Source organism: Curtobacterium sp. VKM Ac-1376, assembly GCF_015351025.1.
Classification (GTDB): Bacteria; Actinomycetota; Actinomycetes; order Actinomycetales; family Microbacteriaceae; genus Curtobacterium.
In genome coordinates, this window is the sequence record NZ_JADKRV010000055.1 from 1 (window position 1) to 785 (window position 785).

General features: G+C 66.9%; 1 protein-coding gene. It reads right to left on the reverse strand.

Annotated elements, in window-relative coordinates:
* The coding region (fbaA, locus tag ITJ56_RS18120; RefSeq protein WP_194632023.1) for a class II fructose-bisphosphate aldolase at positions 1-785 on the reverse strand (785 nt) is incomplete at both ends.

The following is a 785-nucleotide window of genomic DNA, read 5'->3' on the forward strand; positions in this document are numbered from 1 at the left end:
GAGCCGAGGACCTTCGCGGCCTCGACCACACGGGCCGCCATGGCGGACTCCGCGACCTTGCCCCAGGCGCGGGGGTCGTACTGCTTCTTGTTGCCGACCTCGCCGTCGATCTTCAGCACGCCGTCGTAGTTGCGGAACATCGAGTCGGCGATCGAGCGCGTGAACGCGTACTGCGTGTCCGTGTCGATGTTCATCTTGATGACGCCGTTGCGGACGGCCTCGTGGATCTCGTCGTCGGTCGAGCCGGAGCCGCCGTGGAACACGAGGTCGAGGGGGTTCTCGCCGGTGCCGTGCTTCGCCGCGACGGAGGCCTGGATCTCGCCGAGGAGCTCCGGGCGGAGCTTGACGTTGCCCGGCTTGTAGACGCCGTGCACGTTGCCGAAGGTGAGCGCGGCGATCCAGCGGCCCTTGTCGCCCAGGCCGAGTGCGTCGACGACCTTCTCGACGTCGTTCGGGGTCGTGTACAGCGCGTCGTTCGTGCCCTCGTGCTGGACGCCGTCCTCTTCGCCGCCGACGACGCCGATCTCGACCTCGAGGATCGCGTTGATGTTCCGCGTCTTCTCGATCATGGTCTTGGCGATCTCGATGTTCTCGTCGAGCGGCACGGCCGAACCGTCCCACATGTGGGACTGGAAGATCGGGTTGCGGCCCTGCCGGACCTCTTCCTCGCTCGCGGCGATGAGCGGCAGGACGAAGCCGTCGAGGGCGTCCTTCGGGCAGTGGTCGGTGTGCAGCGCGACCGTGATGTCGTAGTTCTTGGCGACCTCGTGGGCGAACTTCGCCAT